The following is a 22,069-nucleotide window of genomic DNA, read 5'->3' on the forward strand; positions in this document are numbered from 1 at the left end:
ACACTTCAACTTTTCGCTTCCGGTTTTTTGAACACAAAAAAAGCAGAAGTATGTACTCCTGCTTTTTGATATTATAAAAATGAATTTTTTAATGCTTTGTATATTCCGGTTGTTCCGTCGGAATTCTTGAAGGGGTAAAGTATTCATTAAGCCAGTAGAAAGTCTGCCCGTTCTGCTGAATCTTTACAGCTGGGTTATTTCTGTTGGCAAGCATTCTGTCTGCTAAATTTTTGTAGTGGTAGAAATAATTTTTCACGGTCTCACCAGGTACGACCTTTGATTTTTTCCAACCTTTCAGTTTGTACTTAGCCATCAGTTCTTCTTCAGAAAGATCAAATCCTGTACTCATTCCAATAGCATAAGACATTGGCTGCTCATAAAGAGCTCCTTTATCCAGGAATTTTATAGTCGGGTTATATTTCTTCAGCAGCTTCACATATTCTTTCACTGCTCTTGCCTGATTAAAGTCTGGACGGTCTGCCTTAGTATTCCTGTATACTTCCGTATAGAAAGCTTTTAAGTTGTCATATTCCGATTCAGAAATAAGAATTCCTTTTTCTATTCCAGGAGTATAATCTTTCAGATCTTTTGGAATGTATCCTTTTACAAGGAATGGACTTCCGTAGTTGATCAGCTGTGCCGCAATTCCTGCAGATACCGGATTGGTAAGACCCGGATACAGATATTTATATTTTACGTCAACATCTGTTTTTCCTGCTCCCACTGATGAATGGAAATATTCATTAAGTGATTTATCAATATTCTGGTTATCTAAAGTAACCTGTGAAATAAGACTGTCAACAGATTTTTTCAGGAATCCGGGAGTTGTAATATCACCTTTTTTAGGGAAGATAACAAATCCCTGAGACATACTCTGTTTAGGGTAAGCCAGTGAGAAGAATCCCGCATCACCTTCTACCAGGCTGAAGTTATTCTTAGTAAGAACATCATACTGATTGATGATCTTTTGTTTTTTAAGTTCAGCAATATTTTTGGCTGTATTGGTAACAACATTTTCAGCCATCAATACAAAATCGTTATAGGTATCAGATGATCTTGCACTTGTCTGGAACATGATCAGTCTTGCCTGAGCCTGAGTAAGTGAGCTGATCACACTGTACATATTTCCGCTTTGATTGGCAGAAGTTCCTACAGTAACTACAATATTGGTTTCATCAGATACGTTTGAAAGAAGGTTTCCTGCTGCAGTAAGAGCTTCTCCTACCGGCTGATACCCGTTATTGCTTGCGCAGTTCATCTCATTCGTTTTCTGATCAATAAACGCTGTCATTTTGCTGTAGTCTGCACTTAAGTTTGATACAGAAATGTTTTCCCCACAAGGATTATTTTTATATAAAACCACTCCATATTTAACATTGCTAAAATAAGATGGTTTTTCAAATCTAAGCTGAAGATCCTGCAATAATGATTTTACAATAGGTGCATAAGGTGCATTTCCTGCGCTTACGTCCAATGCAAAAACAATATTAATATTTTTATCTCTTTCTGTGATCTCTCTGTAACGGTCAAAATAAATAGGTTCACCCAATACGTTTGATACAAAGTTCTTGCTGTAATCTAAGATATTGGTAAAATATTTTGTTTTTGAATCCGGAGTTGGAGCCTGTTCCAATGGAAGGTTTACAGGAAAGATATTCTCAAGCTGCGTTCTTCTGTTAACATCTGTAAGAAGAACTGCTTTTTTATTTTCAGCATCTGATCCTGATCCTCCAGGATATCCTTCATAGATTCCTAATGTAGAATCGTTGATCCCTGTTGTGTTTTTCAGTTTAATTGCAGAACGCTCTCCCCAGCTGGAAATCACGTTAGAACTTACCCATCCGTAAAGTCCTTTGCCGATGCTGTCTATATCAATTGAAGGTTTTTTACCTACTAAAAATCGTTTGTTGTTTTCAGCCTGTTTGTAGACATATACAATTTGTCCGTTTGGAATCTTTACATTGGCTGTTTCAATAAGGCTTGGTGAATTGAACACCATAATAGAGTCATTCTTATAGTACCTTTCGGCATTTTTGATGACTTCGCTGTTACTTGGCACTACGGCTACTCTTACAGGATATCCTGTTTTTTCACTTTTTAATGCGTTATTCCAAAGAAGAAGGTCAGATTCCGGAATCCATCCATATGTTTTGATGGATTTTGACGAAACTTTTTTCATTAAAGCATCCGGAACATATTCCGCTACTTTTACCATTCCGTCTCTATGTTTTAAAACCATTAAAGGTTCAAGGAATTTTACTTCTTTGTAAGATTTCTCATCATCTTTATCCAGATAAGCTGTATTTCTCGATCTGTCTGAAATAACGATCCATGGCGCTGATTTTTTAGGATACCCGTTAACGACAGGGGAAGCATCCACCTGTCCATACTGTGACGGCTCCGGGGTTTTCTTTGACGGCAGTTTTACCTGGCAACTCGTCAATAATACTGATAACCCTATATAATATGCTGCTAGAGGAAATTTATTTTTCATCCTATTTTATCTTTAATGATTGGCGCATCCGTAAAACCGGATGATATTATTTGCTTTGGTTGATTTCTACTTTAGTTACACACTCCTGCTTATCATCCAGGTTCACTTTCACAGTCTGAATCACTGTGTTTTTGTCAAACTGAAGACCGGCACAATACATGTAGAAGTTGTTCACTTTACTGTCATTTACCTTTACTACTGTGTTTTCATTGTTACACAGATAGGTTCTCAACAGGTAATTGTAATGCATATTGAAACTGTTTCCATTCGCAATCTGCTGCAGGTGATATTTAAAATCACTATCTACCTTTGCGTAAGAATCTTCTACTGAAACTTCTTCTTCTGCAAGAGCATCATAAGCCGGAAGGATCTTAATATGGTGATAGATAGGCTCCTGAGATTCTTCAGTGTACAGCGTTACCACATAATCTCCGGGTTTTTTGTAAGAATAGATTGTAAACTTATCTTTAGAATCTGTATTCCCTGTTTCTCCGAATTTCCAGGCAAACACTTTTGCATCAGAAATGGCACGGAAAGATACGCTTTCATTTTGCATAGCCTGAGCTACAGCCTCAATGGTCGTTGCATTTTTTGCTGTATCTTTTGCTTTCTGAACGCCTCTTGCGCTTACCATTACAGGGAAAGATTTCGTATACTTATTGTCAACGATCAAACTCACCTGATAGTACCCCGGTTTATTATAGAAGTGAATCCCACTGTTTTTATCTGAAGTTGTACCGTCTCCGAAATTCCATCTTTTGGTTTTCGCAAACTGGGTTTTATCTTCGAATAAAAGTGTGTCTCCTACCGCCAGTGAAGACGGATAAACTACCCCAACAATATCATCGGCTGAATGGATGACTTTTTTCTGCAGCCATAGGGCAACCAATGCTGCGATAAGCAAAGTTGCAACAACACCGATAATAATGTTTTTCTTGTTCTTTTGAAAATAATTCATAGTTAGTAATTGTGATGTGTTTTATGTAAAGTTCCTGGTATTTATTACTTATTGTACTCTTGCTTTCAGATCCTGCTCACGCTGATAAAGCTTATTTTGCTTATCCTTAAATCCGATTCTGCATTCATCCACCTGCTTTTGAAAGATTTTAATGTCTTCTGAAGTAGTTGAAATAACTTTTTTGTCATCATAGTACATTTTATAGAATTTTGCAATCTGAGGATAAGCATCTTTTCTGATATCAATAACATCGGTACTGTTAAAATAGCTGTTAATGTCATTAACCCCTAATTGAATATTATTTTCTATAAATGGTTGAGGACCGTCATCGGTAAGCTTCGTGATCATCGTATAGGTACTGTCCATGATAGGAATAACAATTTTTTGATGACGCTCAAATTCGGCCTTCTGTTCAAGATTCTGAATTCCTCTTACATCTTCATCAGAAAATGGAGATACAAAACCTTTTAAAAAGATGACTCCCAAAAATAACATGGCAGTCACAAGCATCAGTATTAAATAAAAAAACTGATAATGCCTTTCTTTTTTTGATAATGTGATTTGTCCTTGCATATCTTTATTTTTTATCTTCTCCTTTTACTTCCTGTGAAATTTCTTGTAGGGTCTTTTCTAAGCTCGTTATTGGTTACTTTTATTTTACCCATACATTCATCCAGATCCCTTAGAACTGTTTTTTTCTTATACTCTACCTCAATGATCTTGGCCTTTAAGGTCATCATAGGCACAATCTGCTTCATCAGTATAGCATAATGCTTAAAGCTCTGCGCACTGTCTTTGCCCATAATATTTTTGGCATCTCTCACGTTATCCATAATACTGGTTCTAAGGAATACCTCATTCTCCACCTTATTAATACTAAGCTGGTTCATTTTGTCATAAATATCATCAATGTGATCTTTCAGAACGTCACTTCGAAGCATCAGTTCTTTATAGGCTTCAGCATCCCGGCTGATCCCCTCACGTTGTATATCATAACTCTTAAAGAAGAGAAATAAACACGTAAAAGTTACAACTGACAAAACAACAAAAGACAGAATAAACTTCCAAATGCCTATTCTTACGTCAGATTTGTTTAATTTTTTTTCCCTGTTAGAAGACATAATTTGCGATTTGTTTGGCCTGTGAAAATATAAAAAAAAAAATTCATGCACAATACGTAGTTTCCCCAGACCTGTTTCGTGAAAACCCTGATTAAATTAATATTAATTTTCACTTTGATAAGTTTTTCATAAATTAGACCTCTAAATTTTAAATATCATTCGCCAAATCGATATTAAGAATGAGTAAAATATTATCTAATACCGTACGTTTTTCTATTGCTGACAGTGATTTTTATTTTAAAAAAATAATGATCAAAACACTCATGGAGAATCCTTTCTATATGCTTCTGAATGACTGTAACAATGGACACGAGCTGGTAAACAGAATCTACAGAAGACAGGAGGATGTGTTCATCATTGAGCTATTTATGCCCGTATTAAGCGGAATTGAAGCCATTAAATACATCCGAAAAAACAACACAGAAACTCCTATTATCACCTATTCCGGTACTTACCAGGAAGATATGGCTGAAATTCTTTCAAAAATCCCTAATATCTATTATTGTCAGAAAAAAAGCACCATTATAAAGGATATTATTAAAGGAAGTATTGCTACTGAAGACTTTGATTATCAAACCTATTCCAAGGAATGGGAGCAGCAGCCCCTTGCAGTACAGGAATACATGGACAGGCAGAAAAAGGGCCAGGAAGAGCTTTCTCCGGCTGAAATACAGTTGATGAGATTCTGCTATGAGGGATTCAGCAATAAAGAAATTGCAGAAAAACTTAACCTGAGCACAAGAACTATTGACACTTATATCAACCGGCTTACAGAAAAGCTGGGACTGAAAACCAAGCTTCATCTTATACGTTTCTGCGTAGAAAACGGATATTACAATTCCAGTTTATAAAAAATTCTGATTTCAGATTTAAAATTTAAAATTCCGGATATCTGGTGGAGACTGAGGAGGGTTCACAAATACTTAATATAAAGTAAGAAAACCCTGCAGAACCTTTTGCTGCCGGCATTTATTAAATTTTGTTCATTATTTTTTTTGTACCTTTATCCCGCTAGATTATTTTATTGTTAAATTGTTATAATCCTGCCTTAATATAGCATATACATTAAAAGCTCAACGATTTGAATAAAAATATTTTGCCACTAATTTGCTAGTATTCAATTTTTTTAACTAAATTTGCACACCTAAAATTTAAAATTAAAATAAGGAAATGACAAAGGCAGAATTGGTAAACACCATCTCAAATAAGTTGGGAACAGAAAAGAATGAAACACAGAAAGTTGTAGAAGCTTTTATGCAGGAGATCAGAACTTCTATGTATAATGGGGATAATGTTTATCTAAGAGGTTTTGGATCTTTTATCATTAAAACAAGAGCTGCTAAAACAGGAAGAAATATTTCTAAAAACACTGCAATTGAGATTCCTGCTCATAACATTCCTGCTTTCAAACCTTCAAAATCTTTTGTTGAGAAAGTAAAAACTAAAGTTGCAGTAAAATAAGAACATTAACTGAATATTAACTAGTTACTAAAAAATTAAAATTATGCCAAGCGGAAAGAAAAGAAAAAGACACAAGGTTGCGACTCACAAAAGAAAGAAAAGAAGAAGAGCAAACAGACATAAGAAAAAATAATCTCCTCTTCTCGAGATTTACAATATAATAATATAGTTGGTGGATTTAAATTCTTAAAGTTCACTAACTATATTTTTGTTTGCAACTATAAGATTCCGCGGAAAGCAGATGGTTTCAAATATTATTTTAATAAACATATAATGGTTTTCATTCAAAATCCTTATATTTAATAGATGAATTAATCTAGAAAACATCCACTTCCTATAATCTTAACAATTTTATCTTATTAAAAAATGAAGAAAGAACTAATAGTTTCGCATGAAGATGATCTTACAAAGATTGCATTACTGGAAGACGGAAGACTATGTGAACTTCATGAGCAAGAGGACAAAAGCGATTTTATAGTTGGAGATCTGTTTATAGGAAAAGTAAAAAAACTGGCACCCAATCTGAATGCAGCATTCGTCAATATCGGATATGACAAAGATGCATTTCTGCACTATCAGGATCTGGGGCCTCAGTATCTTACATACAAAAAGTTTTTAAAAGATACTATTTCTAAAAAACAAAGCACTTCAAGCTTAAAGAATTTCGAGATACAACCCGAAATAGACAAAAATGGAACGGTAGATAAAGTGATCGTCAAAGACGATATAGTTCTTCTGCAAATCACTAAGGAGCCAATTTCTACAAAAGGCCCAAGAATCTCTACCCAAATCTCTCTGACAGGACGCTTTCTGGTTCTGATCCCTTTCGACAATAAAGTTTCTATTTCTAAAAAGATCAGAAGTTTTGAAGAAAAGGAAAGACTGAGAACCCTTATCGACAGTATCAAACCTGAAGGTTTCGGAGTTATCATCAGAACAGTAGCCGAAGGGAAAAAAGTAGCGGATCTTCACAATGATATGAACCAGCTGGTTCAGAAATGGGAAAGCACTTTTAAAAACATCCAGAAAAATAAAGTTCCATCCAAAGTTTTAAGCGAAGAAGACAAAGCTTCAGCTATTTTAAGAGACAATTTTAATCAGGATTTCGTAAATATCATCTGCGATGATGAGCAAATGGTAAGCGAAATGACAAATTACGTAGAAGTAATTGCCCCTGAAAAGAAAAATATTGTCCAGTTTTATGATTCCCATATTCCTCTTCTGGAATATTACAATGTTGAAAAACAGCTTAAACAGAGCTTCGGAAAACACGTTAACATTCCAAGTTCCAAAGGAGCCTATCTTGTTATTGAACACACAGAAGCACTTCACGTCGTTGACGTCAACTCCGGCAACAATATTACTACCGGAGCCGCTGTCAATAAAGAACATGCACTGAAAGTGAACAAAATGGCCGCTACTGAAATCGCAAGACAACTTCGCCTCCGCGATATGGGAGGTATCATCGTTATTGATTTCATAGACATGCCAAATTCTGATCACAGAAGAGATCTTTACGAGCATCTGAAAGAGGAAATGAAGCGCGACAAAGCACGCCACAAAATCCTTCCTCCTAGTAAATTTGGTCTGATCCAGATCACCAGACAAAGAAACCGTCCGGAAAAGCAGATCGACACCAAAGAAGAAAACCCGAACAAAGACGGAGAAATTGTAGCTCCTATTGTTATCGTGGAAAGAATGGGTGAAACCTTAAGAAACATCCTGCAGAAAGAAAAAGGAAAAATCTATCTGCATGTACACCCATTTGTGGAAGCCTACCTTACAAAAGGCATTAAAAGTATCCAGATGAAATGGTTTATCAAATACAAAAAATGGGTAACCATCGTTCCAAGAGATTCTTTTAAATATTTAGAATACAAAATCTACAATGCTAAAAAAGAAGAATTAATAGAATTCTCTAATTAAGACAAAATTCAACCTCTGGTTTTTACCGGAGGTTTTTTTTATTACTTTTGTCAGACATAAAAACTCAAACAAATAATGAAAAAAATTTTATTACTGGCTATTCTGGTGATTCAGAATATCTCTGCCCAGATTGTGTCTAAAGACAATCTTTTTGCTTCAAATGGTATCTATTCTACCCCCAACTATGATGCCTGGTCTAAAATGGTTCAAAATTCAGACGGAAACATTTATTTTACTTATACCAAGAATAATGGAATGACTCCCTCACCCTCTTTTTTATCAAAGCTAACCGCCACTGGTACAATTGATACCACTTTCGGAAACAGCGGTGAAATTCAATTACCTTACACTTCCAATGACAGCCAGCTGAAAATGCAGCAGGATGGCAAACTTTTAATTCAAGCATTTACGTCTGATGCAAATATCAACTACTCAGTGGTTATCAGAATACTTCCAAACGGACAATTAGACAATACCTTTGGCGTTAACGGAATCGCAAAAATTGCTGATATCAATCCTGATCTGAATGTTCGGGGGTACGGACTTGTCCTTCAGAATAACAAAATAATCGTTTACGGACAGAAAACAATTATTCCCTTACAAGATCCTACAGGGATTATATGCAGACTGAATGAAAACGGAAGCCTGGATACCACATTTGGAATGAATGGCTTTATCAATAATTTTTCAAACTTTAACTTAGTCGCTTTAGACAACCAATCCAATATTATCGGTTTTGGATACAACAAGGCAGATCCTACAGGTTCGGCATATGTGGGTGCTGTGGCAAAATATAACGCAGACGGACAGCTTATTACGGGTTTTGGAAACACAGGTATTGTCAATCTAACTTTCAATCCCGGATATATACAATCTGCAATCCTTGACAGCAATAACAATATTATTTTTTCAAGCTTTGATCCGAACGCAGCCGGAAGTCTTAACAAAATTAATGCAAACGGAACTTTTGACCCATCATTTACAGCTAATTTCAATTCTTCCTTTTACTCTTTGAATGATATTTTGAGTATCGTTGAAAAAAATGGCTACTACTACATCGGAGGAATGAATTATGCCCAGAACGGAGGTGAATTTTTCATTTCAAAAATTGCTCAAAACGGACAAACAGATCCTGTTTTCAATTATTTTGTGGAAACAGACCCAAACCTGACAACAGTTGGAGATATGATCATTAACGACAACAATATCATTGCTAATGGAAGCGGCTATATCGTAAAATACCTTCTTAATAGTATGACATTGGCAACCACTAATCCGGGTAAGTCTTCTTCTGCAATTGCCATTGAAAACCCCGTAAGCCAAAACCTCATCTTCACATCAAAGGATAAAGTGGCTAAAATAGAAATTTTCTCCGTTGGCGGGCAGGTAATAAAAACAATAAAAGACTCTCACTCTTCTGTTTCAGACTTATCCAAAGGGATCTATACCGCAAAGGTAACTTTCGAGAATGGTAATACGACCAGTAGAAAGCTCATCAAAAATTAATAAAAATTCATATTTTATTTTAAAAAAAAGTATTTGCTTAATTTTAGCAGATACTTTTTTTATTTCAATTCAAAATGGAAAAACATCATCGTTACAAAATCACCGTCCAATGGACAGGCAATCAGGGAACCGGAACCAGTGGATATAGAGATTACGAAAGAAGCCATACTATTTCTGCAGAAAACAAAATTATTATCGAGGGTTCATCAGATCCTGCTTTCCGTGGTGACAGAACAAAACATAATCCGGAAGAGATATTTCTATCCTCACTTTCTTCCTGTCATATGCTGTGGTATCTTCATTTCTGTTCCGAGGCTGGCATTATTGTGACAGATTACACCGATGAAGCAACAGGTATAATGGCAGAAACAGCCAGTGGAAGCGGATATTTTACAGAAGTAACTTTACACCCTGCAGTAACCGTTGCAGAAGAATCTATGAAGGAAAAAGCAGAACAGCTTCATCATAAAGCCAATGAATATTGTTTCATTGCCAACTCGGTTAATTTTCCGGTAAAGCATATCCCTACCACGTTAGTTATATGACACCACATTTGAAAACAAACTTTAAAAACAACGATGAACAATACGTTTTAACAGTAATAACTCTAAAAAACTCCACAAAAAGAGAATTATTTATTAAATAATTAATAAAAACAACATTTAACTACTAATAAAAACAACATAAATTAAAATTATTTATCAATTTTGTTTAAAATATAAAGTTTTTTTTTCATATTTTTATATAAACAAAACAGACCATGATGAAACCAAAATTGACCATTTTTGATGAGCCCATGCTTTATACCGAGGGATTATCAAGACTGCTTACACAAAGCAAAATTTTTAGCACAATTGACATTTGTAATTCTTTAGAAACCCTCTCCAAACACTTAAAAAAAGAGCCATCGGAAATGCTTGTCATGAGTTCCAACATGCTCATGCTTACAGAAATCTGCAAGTTGGTAGAAAACATTATTTCTGAACATAAAAACACAAAAATCATTGTCATAGGAAGCTCTTATGACGTGATAGATATGCGGAAGCTTTTCAACAAAGGCATCAAAGGTTATCTGGACAAGAACTGCACTTATGATGAGTTCCTGAAATCCATTAATGTTTTACTCCTCAATGAGATCTATATCTGTGATCATGCAAAGGAAAAAATGATGAATTTCATCAGCAGTGAGCAGGGAAAACAAAATCCCCACATCAAAGAACCCCTCACCCGCCGTGAAATGGAAATCCTGAAACTGATCTGCGACGGATGCAGCAGTAAAGATATCTCTGAAAAACTTTTTATCAGTATCAATACGGTAGAAACACACCGAAAAAGAATTCTTTTGAAACTCAATGCGAAAAACTCAGTCGGAATTGTAAAATATGCTATTGAGAATCATATTATCGACTGAAATTCTCCCATGAAAAACTCAAAAAATTCCAAACTTTACAGTCTGGAATTTTTTTATGCCTAATCCATTTTTATTCTAGAATCAGGGCGTAACTTATTATTAATCCTTATTCATTGTAAAACCAGAAGTGAGACATAGAGATCAGAAATTGAGCTATGAAAAAGCTTATATAACTTTGACTTATTGTTTATGTGCAAACAACCCAAATTTCTAATCCCCGCTCACAACTTGGAACTTTAAAACCTGAACTTTAAACTTTAAACTTTGAACCTTAAACATTATTCATAATCCGGCATCTCCCCGTTGCTGAAAAGCGCTGTTCGGGTAAGATCCGTCATACTGCTGTTAAGATCAATGACCATTACATTTCTTTGCGAAATATTATCATTGGAAGTGTTCATAAAAATGATCTGTGCATTATTCGGTGAGAATCTTGGGTCAAGATCATTGGTTCCCATCACTTTTTCGCTTTCAGCAGAAATATCACTTATAACATCTGTGACAAGATTATAGATGAAAATATGTGAATCCAGCTGTCGGTAATTTCCACTTCCGTCCAGATATCCCGAGACATCACGGGTAAAGAGAAGAAGCTGTCCGTCTACGGAGAAATTCAGTCCACCACTGGCTCCCGGAGAGCCGGACAATACAGTTTTAAGAACAGTTCCCGTCATATCTATAACATAAACTTTGGTATTATAGCCGTTATAATCGTTGGTTTTCAAAGCTATTTTACTACCATCATAGCTCCAGTCGCATTCGGATATCATACTTCCGTCAGGAGTGGTATACACCAGACTCAGACCGCTGCCGTCTTTATTGATCCTGTACAGTTTGTTGAAATTAGAATAAATAAGCTCCTTACCGTTTGTACTCCATGCAAAATCCATTTCATAATTATTAAAACCTGCTACAGCTACTGTTGTTACTTTAAAAGGATTGGAACCGTCAGGATTGGCTGTATAAATATGAGTACTTCCGCCTTCTGTACGAAGGAAAGCAATGAGACCTGCATTGTTGTTCTTACGTGGCCGCCAGCTGTTGTAGGAAGAATTGGTAAACTGGAAATTATTTCCCTGATCATCACTGGAGATGATCACAAAATTCCCATTCTGTTTTTGGGTATAATGATACCTGTTGGCCGGTACCGTATTGGTAGTAAATTTACTGATAGAGCTTAAAACTGGCTGGTGAATGCCGTCCGAAACAGACACCTGCCAGAAGTAACTTACACCAAACTTCAGATTTGAAAGCGTATAATGATTCGCTGTCAAATCATTAACCTGAATCACATTAGTGTCAAGATTATTTTTAATTGCCAAACTGTATTTTAAAACATCCGCTGTATCCGGATCTGTTGCGCTCCAGGTTAATTCGACGCTCAAAGGTTGATTCACTGCGTTATCTATCGGACTTAGCAACTGTGGTGTAGCGGGAGGAGAATTCAATGATGTATCATCATCCATCTCAAAAACTGCTGTTACCACTTGATTTTGATTCTGTATATTGACAGACTGAAAGCTGGTAATATATCCCGAAAGCTCTGCTTTTACAGAATAATTGCCTACCGGCATGCCTGCTATTTCAAAAGAGCCATCTGTACCAGTGAAAACTGTCTGTGTTGTAGGATTGGTAAAAATCTTCACATTGGAAAGCGGCACATTACTGCCTCTTTTTACAACTTTTCCTTTTAGTGTTCCTGTTTGAGCCTGTTCTACAAGGTCTTCATTGCATGAAAACAGACAAAAAGCAAAGATGAATATGCTGAGTATTTTAATTAAAGTTTTCATAATTCGTGTTTTTATTTGTTTCCGAAGTAAAAATTGATTCCTATACCAAAGCGTAAAGCCTGATCTTTCCTTTTCCCATTCACAAGGCCTTCCCAGTCATCTTTGAATCCCAGGTCATATTGAGCCGAAGCTCTCAGTGAAACATTCCGGCTGATCATATATTCCAGCCCTCCTCCGAACTGTGTTTTATATTGAGGTTTATATTTTGAATACATAGCCCCAGCTCCACCGTAAATGTATGGGCTGAATCTGTATTTAGGAAAAAGCACATATTCCAGATTCACTTCGGGACCGAAATAGTTTCTTTTCACAATATTTGAATTTTCCAGCGTAAAATAACTGCCATTCAATTCTATATTCAGGTAGGGAGTAAGGAAATATTTGAATCCTATTTTACCTCCAACATTCATTTTAGGGCCTACATAATCATCTTTCACTTTCTGCCCTTCAACATTGGCAAATACAGAAACTTTCTGTCTGTAGTTCTCCGGATATTTGCCGCCTACTGCTCTTCCGTCATTTTGCTCCTGCTCTCTGTTATATTCATTGATTAAAGTCTGGTATCCTCCATTGGGATCCACTGCTTTCCCCCAGATTTTATCTCTTATTCCTTCTACAATAAGAGATTTTACAGCTTTTTCAATAGCCTCTGTCACAGCAAGCTGAACGGGCTCATTCTGGGTGAGTCCTACCTCAGCTTCAAGGAGTCTTTCCGTATCAATATATCTGAAAAAACTTCCGTTGACGCTGGTTGAAAGAATAGTTTTAGAGGTATAAACTGTTTTAAGAATTTCTCCATTAAGAGTAGAGACAGCACGAAGGTAAATAGTAATTCTGTCCTGGCGGTATTGTGTGGAAGCACCGATTCCGAAATACCTCGCTCCAAGCCCTCCGGTGAGAATATTGCTGTCATAGGAGATTACGCCCCCTTCAAGAAGAATTCCGGCATATAAAAGAGGAGGAAGTGCCTGACTGTTTTTATCTGCATCCTTTATATATTCCTGTCGTGTGGAACGGATGATTTGTCTTTCATTGAGAAGATTGGCAATATTTTCCCTTTCAATAGGGATAAACCAATAGCTGTCTTCCAGTGCTTTGATAAGAATGGTGGTGGTTCCCTGAGGGACTGCCGTGCTCCAGTTGTTTCCGTTTTCGGAAGGTTTATACTGGCCGGTCTGGTCCCGGAATTTGTAGACCCCAATTACAATTTTTTCTTTGGGAAGGGGAAGGTTTTTCAGTTCTGCGGTAGAGGAAGTAACCTCACCCATTGTTGGTTTTTCGGGATCCGAAGGTAAACCAAATATTGAGCTACAAGCCTGCAGAATGCATAGCAGGAAACTACAGAAAAAGATTCTGGTGTAAGTGTAGGTTGTCATGGTAAGTTTATTTTTAGTTATTCCTATTTCGGAATTACGATCTCGGACTGATCGCCATTACTGGTATCCAAAATATTGATTAAAAGTCCCTGATTAGTATTGGTAATCTGTAAGTAAAGCGATCCGAAAAGATAATTTCCGGGCTTTATATTTCCATCACCAAACTGTTCATCAAACAGTTTTCTTGAAAGCTCACTGAGAATCTGCCTGTTGAGACTCTGGGTAAAGCTGTCAAGAGAATTTACACGATCCAGCAGATCGCTGAAATCATTTTTTTCGTCAAATTGGTTTTGTGCATTGGCAGAGCTTAAAAGCCACTGATAATTAAACGTGTCTCCTCCAAAAGCCGGATTGACCGGTTTGTAGACGAGCTGCTGAGATTTTCCGTAGAAAATACCTGCAATAAAGGTCAAAATAATGATAAAGGTTTTCATGGCGGACATTTTTAGTAGATGAATTCATTTTTAATAAGGTTTTTCTTAGCGTTAAATTCTTTGATATATTTTAAGCTGTAGACCAGCTGCTCTTTTAAATAATCTTCTGCAGGATTGGTCATAAAACTGTAAATAATCTTATCCTCAATCTGAATATTAATCTGGCCGCTTGTTCCGCGAAGGGGAAGTTCTGTAATTGTAATAGCACTGATGCTTTTATCCGGAAGCTGGCCGTATTGCATATAAAAAAGATCATAAAAATCTTTTCCAACCTTGGTTTTAGTTTCATCAATGGTCAATCCTCTCAGCTCATAAGCCGCATCTTCTTCTACCTTTGCTGTTTTCTTTTTAAAAAGATCACTGTTAAGCTCCAGACTGTCTTTGGCGACCAGCTTTTGTGTTTCTTCATCCCTGATATAAAGGAAGGCTTTCAATGCATCTTTTGATTCAAGATTGACATTGATTTCCGATAATATTTTAACTTCATTGGGATTCACAGAAAATTTACCACTCTGCTGATTGTTTGAAAGGTTCCCGCCATTTCCTTTTTTAATAGAAACTAAAAGGTAATTCAATTCCTTATAAACGATGGTATTGTTCATTACAATTGCTTTCAGTATAATCTGATTTTCAAGGAGGCTGCTCTCTATTCTTGCATTTATTTTTTTATCTTCCTGCCCATAAGTCCATACAGACAGGAAGCTAAAAAATGTGCTCAGGCTAAGGGAATATAAAAGTTTCATCATTTGTATTTTAATAGTTTCTCATGAAAACTGTTTTATTGTCTCCCTTTACATTGATCTGAACTCCATCCGAAATACTGTTGCTTCCCGTGACATCAATAATATTATTGTTTCCTTGTGCAGTAATGGCAGCTTTAGATTCTTTATCTGTAAATGAATTGATAAAATAAAGTGTATTAAAGTCTCCCAGTTGTTTTACAACAATATTAGTTCTGGCATTAAGAGAAAGCTCGGCATTGTTATAATCACCCATCTGAATGATATTAGTACCGTATGAAATCTGATCAATCTGCTGCCTGGCTATAAGATTAAAGATTGTATTGCTGTTGATCTTATCCCAGTCTATTTCCTGTGCCTGTAATGGCAATAATATGAAAAGAGCAAAAACACTCCATCTTAAAGTAAACATGGCCTCTATGTATTAAAGATACTGACGCAAACCGAAGAAAACCGGAGGTAAAAAAGGAGAAATCCTGTAGTTTCTCCTTTACAATTTCTAAGATTTACAGTATATGTTATAGGGCTTAATTGGATTGATTCACAATCATTGAGTTTCCGTTACCCATCTGAGCTCCTACGTGAATATGGCCATCACCACTCTGAGCTATCCAGGTGAAGTTACCATTACCCATCTGAAGGTCAATAGCTGTGTTGGAATCTCCTACCTGGAACTGATAAAGCTGGTTGGCATTACCGATCTGTAATCCAGCAGAGGTATTATCATCTCCTACCTGAACTGAAGCGGCAATATTACCTGTTCCTGCTTGTACGTGAGTAGCACTGTTATCATTACCATCCTGATACTGAACAAGGATATTGTTGGCTCCTACCTGAAGTCCGCTGGCATCATTTCTTCTTCCCAGCTGAACCTGGTAAGCTTCATTACCGCTACCTAACTGAATAGCTGAAGCATCATTTCTTCTTCCGTCCTGATATTGAACGACAGAGTTCCCTAATCCTACCTGTACCGAAGAAGCATCATTTCTTCTTCCTATCTGAGTTTGTTCTGTAGAGTTAAGAACTCCAAGCTGCCATGTTGAAGCAGAGTTTCTGTTTCCCATCTGCATTACTTCATTTGAGTTTCCAATACCCACCTGATCTACATCTATTGAGTTTCTGTTTCCTATACTTTGTGCAGTATTAACGTTCAAAATACCTACCTGATCAATGTCTGCAGTATTACGATTCCCTGTCTGTGTCAAAGAGTTGATGTTCAAAAGACCAGTCTGATCCACAGTAGCAACATTTAAGTTTCCTGTTTGGGTAGTTACATCAATATTGAATTGTGCAAATCCGAAACTCATGGCGAATAGTGTAAATACACCTGTAAGTAAATTTTTCATCTTAGTAAAAATTAATTGGTTAATAGTAAGGCAAAGGTAGCCTCTGAGCCAAGATGAAAAACCACCATCAAAGTGTAAATTTCAAAAGTCACTGTTTATAGTTGTAAGGGTCACTATTTGCCGTTGTACGGGTGTCATTGTTTTCAGTTACGGAAAAATACGGGAGTTATTTTAACAACTGTAAGTAGCTCATTCAGTGGTGAATATTAAATTTTCTACAGCCACGATTTTCACTCATTTTTCAAAATTCATCATGAGTAGTAAAACTTCACAGTGCCGGGTGTTAAAATCTTTACCACCCCACAATAATTCACCTTTCATTGGTGAAGCAAAATTCACAATTACTCATCTTTTCATTCTAATACGACATAGGTTAATTAATGTTAAGGCCCTTATTTCTTCAAGATATATTGTTAAATTTGAGGTATGGAAAATTTTGGAAAAGATTTATTACGAAAAATAAAAAGTGTAGAGCTTCCTGGTGAACACGCCCATGGAGTTTTCTCACCTCCCTCCCGCCCCGTTTTTACTTATGATGAAGTATTGGCAAAGAATCCCAAATTTGCCGCGGTCAACATCCTTCTGTATCTGAAAGACAATGAATGGTATTTTCCATTGATTCAAAGAACGATTAACGAACACGACAGACACAGCGGGCAGATTTCACTGCCTGGAGGAAAGCGTGAGGAGATGGACAGAGATTTTGCGGAAACTGCAGTTCGGGAAACTTCCGAAGAAATTGGAATAGACAAACATTATGTAAGGATCATCAGAGAAATGTCTCCTATTTATATTCCACCGAGCAATTTTTATGTATATCCCTATATTTCTTATACTAAAAAGAATCCCGCCTTCGTTCTTCAGCAGACGGAAGCTGTGGAAACCATAGAATTTCCCATCACTTCCTTTCTAAATCTGTCTGGTACCCCCGAAATCATGGCACTGCCTAATGCAAACGGATATGAGGTTCCTGTTATCAATTTCAACGGATACATTATCTGGGGTGCTACAGCGATGATATTAAGTGAATTCAGCCAGTTGCTGAAAAAAATGTAACTTTGCACTACCGTGTTTAATTGAGAGATGGCGAAGAAAAATATTTTCACCGATGCATTCGGAACACCTTATTTTTTGAAAAGGTTTATTATTTTTATTTTAGGAGTTGTATCATACAGAAGATTCAACGGCTTTAATAAGTTAAAGATAACCGGAACAGAACACCTTGTGGATCTTCCGGATTCTAACGTACTTTTTGTATCCAACCATCAGACCTATTTTGCAGATGTGGCAGCAATGTACCATGCTTTCTGTGCTGTAAATAACGGATATTTAAACACAATAAAAAACCCGATCTACCTATTGAACCCTAAGATCGATTTTTACTATGTAGCAGCAGAGGAAACCATGAATAAAGGTATTCTTCCCAAAATTTTCAAAATTGCGGGTGCTGTAACAGTAAAAAGAACATGGAGAGCTGAAGGGAAAAATGTCAACAGAATGGTAGACATGAGTGAGGTAGACAACATTATGAAAGCATTGGACAATGGCTGGGTAGCGACTTTCCCTCAAGGAACTACTTCCGCTTTTGCACAGGGACGAAGAGGAACTGCCAAATTGGTAAAAAATCAGCGTCCTATTGTAATTCCAATCAAAATAAACGGATTCAGAAGAGCTTTTGATAAAAAAGGACTCCGCGTAAAGGTAACCGGTGTAAAACCTACGATGGAATTCAAAGCTCCTTTGGATATTGATTATGATAATGAAAAAGCACCGGAAATTTTATTGAAAATCATGACTGCCATTGAGCAGACAGAAGATTTCAACTTATTACACAGTTATGATGAAGAACTTAAAGCTAAAAAATTAGAACAAAAGGACTCAAATAATTAAAGTAATGACAAAAATTATGAACAAAATACTTGGAATCTTATTTGCAATCATAGTATTAGTTTCATGCAACAGCCAGAAGGTATATTCGGATTTTGATATCAGCTATTCGAAAAGTGGAGGCTATGCTCCTGTATATGAAAATATGCTTATAAAAGGGAATAATGTACACTACTCTTTTGAAGGGCAGGGTAAAAAATATAAACAGGATTTTAAAATTTCTGATGAAGATTTAAAAAAACTGGATCAGGTTCTTTCTCAGAACAATTTCAGAAGAATACAGGAAGACCGCAAAAAACTGTACGATAATATTTCAACTTCCATCAACATCAAGAAAGGTCCAAATGAAGGGAGTAAATCGGATGCCAGCATGATTATTCCGAATTACCAGACCAACTGGAACAACATTCTTGAAGTTTTCCAGCAGATCATTAATACTAATGTTAAAAAACAGTAAATACAATTGAAAACCCACTTCATTGCCATTGGCGGAAGCGCCATGCATAATCTTGCGATTGCATTAAAAGACAAAGGATATCAGGTGACAGGTTCTGATGATGCTATTTTTGAGCCTTCAAAATCCCGCCTGGAAAAGAAAGGAATTCTGCCTCAGGAAATGGGATGGTTCCCGGAAAAGATCACTCCGGATATTGATGCTGTTATTCTTGGGATGCATGCCCACCAGGATAATCCTGAGCTGGCAAGAGCAAAAGAACTGGGTCTGAAAATATATTCTTATCCTGAATTCCTTTACGAACAGTCAAAAAATAAAACAAGAGTTGTCATTGCCGGATCACATGGCAAAACAACCATTACTTCAATGATCCTTCATGTTTTGAATTTCCACCAGAAAGATGTGGATTTCATGGTAGGCGCTCAGCTTGAAGGTTTCGACTGTATGGTAAAACTGACTCAGGATAATGATTTCATTGTTCTGGAAGGTGATGAATACCTTTCTTCTCCTATCGACCTTCGTTCTAAATTTTTACTGTATCAGCCGAATATCGCTTTGATGAGTGGTATTGCATGGGATCATATCAATGTTTTCAAAACATTTGATGATTATATTGATCAGTTCAGAAAGTTTGTAGCAAGCATTACACCAGGTGGAGTTCTGGTATACAATGAAGAGGATCCGGAAGTAGTGAAAGTAGTGGAAAATGCAGAAAACTATTTCAGAAAAATCCCTTACAACACTCCTGAATACGAAATCAATAGTGGTAAAGTGTATTTAAAAACTGAAATGGGAGATGTTCCGCTTTCTGTTTTTGGGGCCCACAACCTGTTGAATATGGAAGGAGCAAGACATATCTGCCGACAGCTTGGTATTATGGATGAAGACTTCTATGAGGCTATTATGAGCTTCAAAGGAGCATCCAAACGTCTTGAAAAAGTAGAAAGAGAAGATAAAGGAATACTTTATAAAGATTTCGCTCATGCACCAAGCAAGGTGAAGGCAGCTGTAAAAGCATTTACGGAGCAATTCAAAAATGATAAGAAATATGGATTTCTGGAGCTTCACACTTATTCCAGCTTAAATCCGGCCTTCCTTGAGCAGTATGATCATGCAATGGACGGCTTGAATGAAGCCATCGTTTTCTACTCTGAAGATGCTTTGAAGATCAAGAGAATGGAGCCTATATCTCCAGAATTTATCAAAGAAAAATTCAAGAATGAAAATTTAAAGGTTTTCACGAATGCTGAAGATCTTCATGCCTATTGGAATACATTGGATAAAACGAATGGTGTTTATTTAATGATGAGTTCCGGAAATTTTGGCGGTCTTGATTTAACAAAATAAATAAAAAAGCTTCAGCATATGATCTGAAGCTTTTTTATTAAGCATTATTTCTAGTTATTCAATCTTTTGTTGTTGACCAGCTCAATACTTTTGATAGATCCTACCGGTGAAATTTTTATCGTTTTGTTTCCTTTTGCCAGATAGATATAATACATACTGTTTGATCCTATCAGATGAACCAGATCAGAACTATCATCACTATAGTTTAATTTATAATCATATTTAAGTCTGTTCTCCTTTATTCTTTTCGTTAATGTCATCCCTTCTCCCATGCCTATTCCTACAAAGAAAGACAATAACATCATGGCCAGAAATCTTACAAACATATTGGTAAAATGATTCTCAATAGCCTCTTTACTCATATTTTCATGTTCTTTAAGAGAAGCCATTTTCAGTGCCCATTTTTTATTCTTATTACTTTGCTTTGATAAATAGGATGGAAAGGCAAATGAAGATACAACGATAACAAGCAGGGCAATCAGTATGACAGGATGGGCAGTTAAGGTAGCAATCGGACTTATTAAAATATCCATTATTGTTGAATATTTCAGAATATTAATGCCTATCTGATAGTAGAAGACACTCTCTTTAAGTATTCCCATTACAACAAGAAACAAGTATCCGAACGGGAGTGATTTTTGAATTCCTTCTGAAAATTTCATTTTTATTTTCGCTGATTTTAGTTTTTATATTTCACGAAAATAGAAAATTAACAGCAAATTGAAAACATATTGATCTATCTTTCACATTCTGTGATCAGATTTCTCAAAATTTCTTCTGTGGAAAGTTCACTATACTGATGAATAGACTGTCCAACCCAGATTCCAACAAATTCCGGATTTTGCAAAGATTTTGCAGCTTTACGCAGTGCATTGGTCAGCTTGTTCTGATAAGGATATGGTAAAATATATTCTGAATTTTCAACCGTTTCTATAAACTGATTTTTCACTCCTCTGGCATATCTTCCGGAAAAGCTTTTTGTTAAAACAATCTCTTCTTCCCGTACTTTTTTCAGTCTTTCTTTTTCAAAAGGCTGCAAAGCACTTTCCTGAGAAGCCAGCAGAAGATTTCCAACCTGGAATCCCTGAGCTCCTAAATCTTTAACAGCCTGTAGTGTTCTTGCTCCATAGATTCCCCCTGCATAGATCAAAGGAACATTTACATGATCATACACCTGTGACAGCAAAGATAAACCTCCGATCTGCGGAATGTGCTCCGCCTCAAAACTTCCCCTATGTCCTCCCGCCTCTATTCCCTGAACACAAATAATATCAATACCTGATTTTTCAAGCTGCAAAGCTTCATTCACAGAAGTACAGGTTCCGATAAGGGTAATTCCGTTTTCTTTTAATTTCTGAATACTCTGATCATCCAGATTTCCGAATGTAAAACTCAAGATCTTACAGTTTTCTTCGATGATGACATCCACCTGCTCATGATAAGGATGTATACTGATTGCATCAAGTCCCGGAAGCTCTACTTCAATATTATTTTCTTTCGCCAGCTGCTCAAGGAACTGCTTCGTTCTGACAAACTTTTCTTTTAAAGCGTCGGTCACTTCAGGAATGTGATGTACAAATATATTGGCTGCAAAAAGTTTATCAGTCAGTTTTTTCGTTTCCCTGATCAATTCAACAGACTGATCTGCAGAAAGATCTGCCAGCGCCAGTGATCCCAGACAACCTGCTTTTGCAGCAGCTGCCACCATCTGTACCGTACTTACTCCAAACATCGGAGCCTGAATTACAGGGTATTGTATCCCTAGTTTTCTATTGATTGTATCCGGCCAAAACATAAGAATTATTTTTATTAAAATTT

The 22,069-nt window shown here is 36.4% G+C and carries 22 protein-coding genes; 10 read left to right on the forward strand and 12 right to left on the reverse strand.

What is annotated here, in order from left to right; genetic code table 11:
* Window positions 1-88: 88 nt before the first annotated feature.
* Genes tssR through tssO form a run of 4 tightly spaced genes read right to left on the reverse strand, consistent with a single transcriptional unit; the run spans window position 89 to window position 4,573 of the window.
* Window positions 89-2,494 (reverse strand): type VI secretion system protein TssR domain-containing protein, encoded by a 2,406-nt coding sequence (gene tssR, locus ACPF63_RS16255; protein WP_426480614.1) that lies wholly within the window; start codon window positions 2,492-2,494, stop codon window positions 89-91.
* Window positions 2,495-2,540: 46 nt separating this feature from the next.
* On the reverse strand, window positions 2,541-3,452 hold the full coding sequence (locus ACPF63_RS16260; protein ID WP_077414173.1) for a PKD domain-containing protein: 912 nt from the start codon (window positions 3,450-3,452) through the stop codon (window positions 2,541-2,543).
* Between the two features lie 48 nt (window positions 3,453-3,500).
* The gene (locus tag ACPF63_RS16265; protein WP_077414171.1) at window positions 3,501-4,025 is read right to left on the reverse strand and encodes a type VI secretion system transmembrane protein TssO; all 525 of its coding nucleotides are present in this window, start codon (window positions 4,023-4,025) and stop codon (window positions 3,501-3,503) included.
* A gap of 11 nt (window positions 4,026-4,036) precedes the next feature.
* Window positions 4,037-4,573, reverse strand: coding sequence for a type VI secretion system TssO (tssO, locus tag ACPF63_RS16270; protein ID WP_077414169.1), 537 nt, complete (start codon window positions 4,571-4,573; stop codon window positions 4,037-4,039).
* A gap of 179 nt (window positions 4,574-4,752) precedes the next feature.
* Here tssO and ACPF63_RS16275 point away from each other — a divergent pair, with 179 nt between their 5' ends.
* From ACPF63_RS16275 to ACPF63_RS16300, 6 genes are all read left to right on the forward strand, one after another.
* Window positions 4,753-5,424: a response regulator transcription factor gene (locus tag ACPF63_RS16275; protein WP_077414167.1), complete on the forward strand. Its 672-nt coding sequence runs from the start codon at window positions 4,753-4,755 to the stop codon at window positions 5,422-5,424.
* A gap of 319 nt (window positions 5,425-5,743) precedes the next feature.
* Window positions 5,744-6,034: an HU family DNA-binding protein gene (locus ACPF63_RS16280; protein WP_002984212.1), complete on the forward strand. Its 291-nt coding sequence runs from the start codon at window positions 5,744-5,746 to the stop codon at window positions 6,032-6,034.
* 366 nt (window positions 6,035-6,400) lie between these two features.
* Window positions 6,401-7,960 carry an Rne/Rng family ribonuclease gene (locus ACPF63_RS16285; protein ID WP_077414165.1) on the forward strand — a complete coding sequence of 520 codons (1,560 nt, stop codon included), beginning with the start codon at window positions 6,401-6,403 and terminating at the stop codon, window positions 7,958-7,960.
* Between the two features lie 75 nt (window positions 7,961-8,035).
* Window positions 8,036-9,466 (forward strand): T9SS type A sorting domain-containing protein, encoded by a 1,431-nt coding sequence (locus tag ACPF63_RS16290; RefSeq protein ID WP_426480615.1) that lies wholly within the window; start codon window positions 8,036-8,038, stop codon window positions 9,464-9,466.
* A gap of 74 nt (window positions 9,467-9,540) precedes the next feature.
* Window positions 9,541-10,011, forward strand: coding sequence for an OsmC family protein (locus ACPF63_RS16295; protein ID WP_426480616.1), 471 nt, complete (start codon window positions 9,541-9,543; stop codon window positions 10,009-10,011).
* Window positions 10,012-10,226: 215 nt separating this feature from the next.
* Window positions 10,227-10,877, forward strand: a complete 651-nt coding sequence (locus ACPF63_RS16300) for a response regulator transcription factor (protein ID WP_228408650.1) — start codon at window positions 10,227-10,229, stop codon at window positions 10,875-10,877.
* A 278-nt stretch (window positions 10,878-11,155) separates the two neighbouring features.
* Here the strand turns inward: ACPF63_RS16300 and ACPF63_RS16305 are convergent, their stop codons facing one another.
* The 6 genes from ACPF63_RS16305 to ACPF63_RS16330 form a co-directional block, all read right to left on the reverse strand.
* Window positions 11,156-12,667: a carboxypeptidase-like regulatory domain-containing protein gene (locus ACPF63_RS16305; protein WP_426480617.1), complete on the reverse strand. Its 1,512-nt coding sequence runs from the start codon at window positions 12,665-12,667 to the stop codon at window positions 11,156-11,158.
* Window positions 12,668-12,678: 11 nt separating this feature from the next.
* Complete coding sequence (locus ACPF63_RS16310) at window positions 12,679-14,043, reverse strand: CsgG/HfaB family protein (RefSeq protein ID WP_426480618.1); 1,365 nt, start codon at window positions 14,041-14,043, stop codon at window positions 12,679-12,681.
* A 23-nt stretch (window positions 14,044-14,066) separates the two neighbouring features.
* Window positions 14,067-14,477, reverse strand: coding sequence for a curli production assembly/transport component CsgF (locus ACPF63_RS16315; RefSeq protein ID WP_077414270.1), 411 nt, complete (start codon window positions 14,475-14,477; stop codon window positions 14,067-14,069).
* An 11-nt stretch (window positions 14,478-14,488) separates the two neighbouring features.
* The gene (locus tag ACPF63_RS16320; RefSeq protein WP_426480619.1) at window positions 14,489-15,223 is read right to left on the reverse strand and encodes a CsgE family curli-type amyloid fiber assembly protein; all 735 of its coding nucleotides are present in this window, start codon (window positions 15,221-15,223) and stop codon (window positions 14,489-14,491) included.
* A 7-nt stretch (window positions 15,224-15,230) separates the two neighbouring features.
* Window positions 15,231-15,629 carry a hypothetical protein gene (locus ACPF63_RS16325; RefSeq protein ID WP_180565259.1) on the reverse strand — a complete coding sequence of 133 codons (399 nt, stop codon included), beginning with the start codon at window positions 15,627-15,629 and terminating at the stop codon, window positions 15,231-15,233.
* A gap of 115 nt (window positions 15,630-15,744) precedes the next feature.
* Window positions 15,745-16,563, reverse strand: coding sequence for a hypothetical protein (locus tag ACPF63_RS16330; protein WP_426480620.1), 819 nt, complete (start codon window positions 16,561-16,563; stop codon window positions 15,745-15,747).
* 426 nt (window positions 16,564-16,989) lie between these two features.
* Between ACPF63_RS16330 and ACPF63_RS16335 the strand changes: the two genes are divergently transcribed.
* From ACPF63_RS16335 to ACPF63_RS16350, 4 genes are read left to right on the forward strand one after another with little or no spacing between them, the layout of a single operon-like run.
* The gene (locus ACPF63_RS16335; protein WP_077414149.1) at window positions 16,990-17,619 is read left to right on the forward strand and encodes an NUDIX hydrolase; all 630 of its coding nucleotides are present in this window, start codon (window positions 16,990-16,992) and stop codon (window positions 17,617-17,619) included.
* A gap of 27 nt (window positions 17,620-17,646) precedes the next feature.
* Window positions 17,647-18,453: a lysophospholipid acyltransferase family protein gene (locus ACPF63_RS16340; protein ID WP_047373745.1), complete on the forward strand. Its 807-nt coding sequence runs from the start codon at window positions 17,647-17,649 to the stop codon at window positions 18,451-18,453.
* A gap of 16 nt (window positions 18,454-18,469) precedes the next feature.
* A complete protein-coding gene (locus tag ACPF63_RS16345) occupies window positions 18,470-18,907 on the forward strand; it encodes a hypothetical protein (RefSeq protein WP_077414268.1) in 438 nt (145 codons plus the stop codon).
* A 6-nt stretch (window positions 18,908-18,913) separates the two neighbouring features.
* On the forward strand, window positions 18,914-20,251 hold the full coding sequence (locus ACPF63_RS16350) for a UDP-N-acetylmuramate--L-alanine ligase (RefSeq protein ID WP_426480621.1): 1,338 nt from the start codon (window positions 18,914-18,916) through the stop codon (window positions 20,249-20,251).
* Between the two features lie 50 nt (window positions 20,252-20,301).
* Here the strand turns inward: ACPF63_RS16350 and ACPF63_RS16355 are convergent, their stop codons facing one another.
* A complete protein-coding gene (locus ACPF63_RS16355; protein ID WP_077414145.1) occupies window positions 20,302-20,913 on the reverse strand; it encodes a hypothetical protein in 612 nt (203 codons plus the stop codon).
* 74 nt (window positions 20,914-20,987) lie between these two features.
* Entirely contained in the window at window positions 20,988-22,046 is a 1,059-nt protein-coding gene (locus tag ACPF63_RS16360) for an NAD(P)H-dependent flavin oxidoreductase (RefSeq protein WP_426480622.1), read from the reverse strand.
* Window positions 22,047-22,069 lie beyond the last annotated feature (23 nt).

This window comes from Chryseobacterium sp. R2ACT005 (assembly GCF_049949215.1).
Lineage (GTDB): Bacteria > Bacteroidota > Bacteroidia > Flavobacteriales > Weeksellaceae > Chryseobacterium.